The organism is Sphingopyxis sp., assembly GCF_035565275.1.
GTDB lineage: Bacteria > Pseudomonadota > Alphaproteobacteria > Sphingomonadales > Sphingomonadaceae > Sphingopyxis.
The window spans coordinates 1-5,164 of the sequence record NZ_DATMST010000144.1; the positions used below are offsets into that span (position 1 = coordinate 1).

Sequence of the window (5,164 nt, forward strand, 5' to 3'; positions counted from 1 at the left end):
CGATCTAACGCCCGCGCCCGCCGCGACGACCTTGCCGCCGCGGATGACGACGGTGCCGCCGTCGATCGGCGCGCTGCCGTCACCGATGACGAGCTTCGCATTGGTGATGGCAACGTCCTGCGCGGCGGCCGGAACCGCGACCAGCGCGGCGGCAGAAAGAAGAAGCCCGCGGATCATTTCACGTCTCCTTCGCCCGGCTGGCCCAGTTCGAAATCGCTCACCGGACGCCGTTTCGGATCCATCGCGTCGAACATCAGCGCCCCGTCGATCCACACTTTTTCGGGCCGCGTATAGGCGCTGAACGGATTGCCGTTCCACAGCACGACGTCGGCCATCTTGCCGGGTTTCAGGCTACCCGTCCTTTCGCCGATCCCCAGCGCCTTCGCGGGGTTCCACGACAGCCAGGTCCACGCCTGTTCGTCGCTGATCTGCATGCCCATGCGGCGGCCCGCCTTCAGCGCCTTTGCCGCTTCCTGATTCAGTCGCTGGATCTGGTTCGCATCGTCCGAATGGACGATCGTGCACGCGCCGGCCTTGTAGACGAGCGGAATATTCTCGTTCACGCTGTCATAGGCTTCCATCTTGAAGCCCCACCAGTCGGCCCACATCGCCGAACAAATACCCTCTTTTTCCAGGATATCGGCGATCTTGTACGCTTCGACCGCGTGGTGAAAGGTCGATACCTTGTAACCGAATTCCTTCGACATATCGATGACCAGCGCCATTTCGTCGGCGCGGTAGCAATGATTGTGGACGAGGATCTCACCCGACAGCACGCCCGCGAGCGTTTCCATCGCAAGGTCGCGGTCGACGGCCTTCCCGTCGTCCGTCTTCTTCTTGTACGCCGCCGCCTTCTGCCAGGTCGCGCGGTTGACCGCGAAATTGCCCATGCGCGTCGACGGCATCCGCCCCTTCGCGCCATAGACGCGCTTCGGATTTTCGCCGCACGCCATCTTCAGGCCGTAAGGCGCGCCGGGGAACTTCATCCCCTGCACCGTGCGCGACGGCACATTCTTGAGCGTGATCGAGCGGCCGCCCATCAGGTTTGCGCTGCCCGGCAGAATTTGCAGGCTGGTCACGCCGCCGTTCGCGAGCGCACGGCTGAATCCCGGGTCCTGCGGCCAGACGCTGTGTTCGGACCAGACTTCGGGCGTCGTCGGCGAGGTCGCCTCGTTGCCATCGTCATGCGCGGCGACGCCCGGCGAGGGATAGTCGCCAAGATGGCTGTGAATGTCGATCACGCCGGGCGTGAGAAACTTGCCCGTGCCGTCGATCACATCGGCGTCGGTCGGCAATTCCATCTCCGGCCCGCCGACGCGGTCGACCTTGCCGCTCGTCATCACGATCGACCCGTTGTCGATCCGCCCGCCCTCGCCGTCGAAGATGGTGACACCCTTCACGACCGTCAGCCGCGTCGGATATCCCTTGTACGTCGACGGATAGGGATCCTTGTTGAACTTGACCGGCTTGGCGGCGGTCGCGGCGGGCTTGTCGCCCGCCGAATTCGCCGATGTATCGCTCGTCGCCGCACAACCGGCGAACGCCAGCGAGACCGCAGCCAGCAGGCTGCCTTTCACACCACGGATCATGGATTACGCCCCCTTGGGTTCGGGATGAGTGCCCGCAGCTTGCGGTTCGCCGATCTCGCCTTCGCCGGCAAGCCCGTCGGCATCGCGCAGCGTGTCGAGGTGCATCAGCTTCTTGATCAGCGGCGACACGAGGATGACGAGCACGCCAAAGCCGATCGCCCACAGACCGATCGTCTGGTAAACGTCGAGGACGAGCGCCTTGCCCGCGCCCTCGCCGCTCGCCTTTTCCGACCCCGTCGCCGCGGCGATCAGACCGGCGGCGAAGTTGCCGGTCGCCGAAGCGAAGAACCACGTGCCCATGATCAGGCTCGCCATATGCGCGGGCGCAAGGCGGTTCATCGCGCTGAGGCCGACGGGCGACAGGCAGAGTTCGCCCATCGTGTGGAGCAGGTAGATCAGGAAGATGAAGAGGACGGGCGTCGCATTCCCCATGCCCACCGCTTCGGCACCCCATTTCAGGACGAAGAAGCCAAGCCCGAGTTGCAGCATGGCAAGGCCGAACTTGACCGGTGCCGACGGTTCCATGTTGCGGCGGCCAAGCCAGGTCCACAGCCCCGCGAAGAGCGGCGCGAGCAGGACGATATAGATCGCGTTGACCGACTGGAACACCGATGCCGGAACCCCGGCGCGGTCGACATAACGGTCGGTGAAGAGGTTGAGCGACGAGCCCGCCTGTTCGAACAACGCCCAGAACAGGATCGATCCGATGATCAGGAACATCGCGGCAAAGATGCGGTCGCGGTCCTCGGCGGGCAGCTTGATCACCGCAGTACCGATAACATAGGCGATCAGGATCGCGCCCGCGACGCCGAGCAGCGTGCCGACCAGCGCCTGGTTCTGCACCAGCCACCAGCAGACCGCGACGGCGACCAGGCCAACCAGATAAAGCACCCATTCGAACTTCAGGCCGAACTTCCTCTCGTCGAGCAGCGCCGGATTTTCGGGCTCGCCGCGGCCGAGCAGCAGCGGCTTGAAGACGACGAAGACGATCAGACCGGCGAGCATGCCGAAGCCCGCGGCGCCGAAACCATAGGCCCAGCCATAGACTTCGCCGAGATAGCCGCAGAGCAGCGAACCGAGCGCCGCGCCAAGGTTAATCCCCATGTAGAAGATGGTGTAGGCGCCGTCGCGGCGGACGTCGGTGCGCGGATAGAGCTGGCCGACGATCACCGAGATGTTTGCTTTCAGGAAGCCCGAACCGACGATGATGAAGGCGAGCGCAAGCCAGAAGATGTTGAGGCTCGCGGCATCCTGTCCACCGGCTCCCTCAAAACCCATCAGGAAATGCCCGAATGTCAGCAATATGGCGCCGTACAGCACCGCTTTCCGCTGCCCGAGCCACCGGTCGGCCAGATAGCCGCCGAGCACCGGGGTGATATAGACGAGCGCGGTATAGGCACCATAGATGACGCCCGATTCACCGTCCGAGAACAGCCAGTGCTTGGTGAGGTAGAAAATCAGGAGCGCGCGCATCCCGTAATAGGAAAAACGCTCCCACATCTCGGCAAAGAACAGAACGAAAAGGCCCTTCGGGTGGCCGAGAAACGTCCCGGCGGCATCCCCGTGCTGGGCATAGGCTTTGGTCATGGCGACCCTTCCCTGGGTATGGTGTTGGTCCCGCTAAACGGGACAGATGGCCGCAACACTAGCGTCAAAATTGCGTATGGGAAGAATCTAATTGCGCGTGAAACCATCGCGATCGGGCCGAAATTTGTTGCGAACCGTTCGCAACACTTGCGCAAGCGCATGCAAAACGCCACATGGCGGACCATGTTCAACGACACCTCCTCGCTCCTCGCCCACCTCGCCACCCGCCGCTCGGGCAAGGCGCGCGACATGATCGCGCCCGGCCCCGATGACGCGACCCTGCGCGACATCATCGTGCTCGCGCTTCGCACCCCCGACCATGGCAAACTCGCGCCGTGGCGCATCGTCACCGTCGCGGCGGAGCAGCGCGAAGCCTTTGCGACCTTGCTCAAGGCCAGCTGGGTGAAGGAGAACCCGGGCGCGGCGGGGCTCGACCTGTCGGCGCTCGACCAGTTCGCGCATCAGGCGCCGACGCTGCTGGTGCTGATCTCGACTCCCGTTGCGGGCAGCAAGATTCCGGTGTGGGAGCAACAGATGTCGGCGGGCGCGGTGGGCATGAACCTGCTCCACGCGGCGCACGCGCACGGCTTCGTCGGCAGCTGGCTGACCGGCTGGGCCGCCTACAGCCCCGATGTCGCCGCCGCCTTCGGCGCGGGGGAAGACGACATGATCGTCGGCTATTTCTTCCTTGGCACCGCGGCCCGCGATCTCGACGAACGACCGCGCCCCGATTATGACGACGTCGTTCGCCGCTGGGACATTTAATTTCACGAATTCGGTATACTTTGTAACAAGCCATATTTGACTGTGCTGCTGTCTTATGGCATTAAGGCGGCATGCTCGATCAATCAAAGCCCGTGTACCAGCGCCTGCGCGATGTCATCGCCAACGCCATCCTCGACGGCACCTATCGCGACGGCGACATGCTTCCGTCGGTTCGGTCGCTCGCCGCGGAAGAAGGCGCCAACCCGCTCACCGTCGCCAAGGCCTACCAGACATTTCAGGACGAAGGACTGGTCACGGTCAAGCGCGGCGTCGGCATGTTCGTCGCGCAGGGGGCGACCGAGCGCCTTCGCGACCTGATGCGCGCCGACTTCCTCGCCAACGTCTGGCCCCCCGTCGCGCAGCAGATGCGCCGCATCGGGCTCGACGCGCGCACCCTGCTCGACCTCACCGACGCCTGAACCCTAAACCCCGATCTGCGCCGCCTTGTCGCGCAGATCCGCGGCGGCTTGTCCGTCGCCCCGCTTTTCCAGCAGGTCGGCATATAATTCCATGATTCCGGCGTTCAGCGGCTGCAGCCGGTAGGCGCGCTCGATCAGCGGCAGCGCGCGATCGATGTCGCCCTTCGCCGCCCAGCCCCGCGCGAGCTCGCGCAGGACCACGACATCGCGATTGCCGATCCGGCTGCGGACGCGTTCGAAATGCGCGATCGCCTGGTCCCGATGTTCGATGTCCATCGCAAGGTGCCCGGCGAGGCGATCGGCGGCGACACTCGACGGTTCGCTGTCGCGCATCGCAAGGATCGCGGCCCCCGACCCTGCGGCGTCGCCCGCCCGGAACAGGGCGTTGGCGAGCCGCAGCGTCGTACGCTCGCCCGCATCGAGGTCGCGCGCCTTGCGATAGGCCTCGACCGCCAGTTCGTAGCGCCCGTCCGCCAGCGCCGCGTCGCCCAGCAATATATGCGCATCGGCCACGCCGCGGTTCGCGTCGCGCAGCCTTGCCGCCCGCTCGATCGCGCGCGCCCCGTTGCCGTTCAGGATATCGGCCGAAATCGCCGGGATCGCCCTGGCGGGATCGAGCGGCGCCGCGTCGGCCGCCATCGTGAGCAGCCCGTAGTCATACTCCACGGCGAAAGGCAGCGCATCGCCGCGGGTCAGCGTCGCGGCCCGCGCCAGATAATCGGCCGACTCGCCGCGCCGGCCCAGCTCGGCCGCCGCGCGCGCCGCGAGCAGCAGCGACCAGCTGTCGGCGTCGGGACGCCCGAC

The 5,164-nt window shown here is 65.3% G+C and carries 5 protein-coding genes and 1 pseudogene; 2 read left to right on the forward strand and 4 right to left on the reverse strand.

Features of this window, described 5'->3' with window-relative positions; genetic code table 11:
* The 3 genes and pseudogenes from VN047_RS09985 to VN047_RS09995 form a co-directional block, all read right to left on the reverse strand.
* Positions 1 to 177: pseudogene (locus VN047_RS09985) on the reverse strand (amidohydrolase); the annotation flags it as partial.
* The gene (locus VN047_RS09990) at positions 174 to 1,589 is read right to left on the reverse strand and encodes an amidohydrolase (protein ID WP_325542250.1); all 1,416 of its coding nucleotides are present in this window, start codon (positions 1,587 to 1,589) and stop codon (positions 174 to 176) included. The pseudogene VN047_RS09985 and the gene VN047_RS09990, both read right to left, overlap by 4 nt.
* Positions 1,590 to 1,592: 3 nt before the next feature.
* Positions 1,593 to 3,176 carry a peptide MFS transporter gene (locus tag VN047_RS09995; RefSeq protein WP_325542252.1) on the reverse strand — a complete coding sequence of 528 codons (1,584 nt, stop codon included), beginning with the start codon at positions 3,174 to 3,176 and terminating at the stop codon, positions 1,593 to 1,595.
* A gap of 183 nt (positions 3,177 to 3,359) precedes the next feature.
* Between VN047_RS09995 and VN047_RS10000 the strand changes: the two genes are divergently transcribed.
* Entirely contained in the window at positions 3,360 to 3,941 is a 582-nt protein-coding gene (locus VN047_RS10000) for a nitroreductase (protein ID WP_325542254.1), read from the forward strand.
* A 71-nt stretch (positions 3,942 to 4,012) separates the two neighbouring features.
* Entirely contained in the window at positions 4,013 to 4,360 is a 348-nt protein-coding gene (locus tag VN047_RS10005; protein WP_325542256.1) for a GntR family transcriptional regulator, read from the forward strand.
* Positions 4,361 to 4,363: 3 nt separating this feature from the next.
* Here the strand turns inward: VN047_RS10005 and VN047_RS10010 are convergent.
* Positions 4,364 to 5,164: tetratricopeptide repeat protein (locus VN047_RS10010; protein ID WP_325542258.1), on the reverse strand; the 801-nt coding region annotated here is incomplete at its 5' end.

Excerpts from the sequence above, each read along its gene's own strand:
- VN047_RS10000 (WP_325542254.1), top strand. The coding sequence starts at position 3,360 with ATGTTCAACGACACCTCCTCGCTCCTCGCCCACCTCGCCACCCGCCGC.
- VN047_RS09990 (WP_325542250.1), bottom strand. The coding sequence starts at position 1,589 with ATGATCCGTGGTGTGAAAGGCAGCCTGCTGGCTGCGGTCTCGCTGGCG.
- VN047_RS09995 (WP_325542252.1), bottom strand. The coding sequence starts at position 3,176 with ATGACCAAAGCCTATGCCCAGCACGGGGATGCCGCCGGGACGTTTCTC.
- VN047_RS10005 (WP_325542256.1), top strand. The coding sequence starts at position 4,013 with ATGCTCGATCAATCAAAGCCCGTGTACCAGCGCCTGCGCGATGTCATC.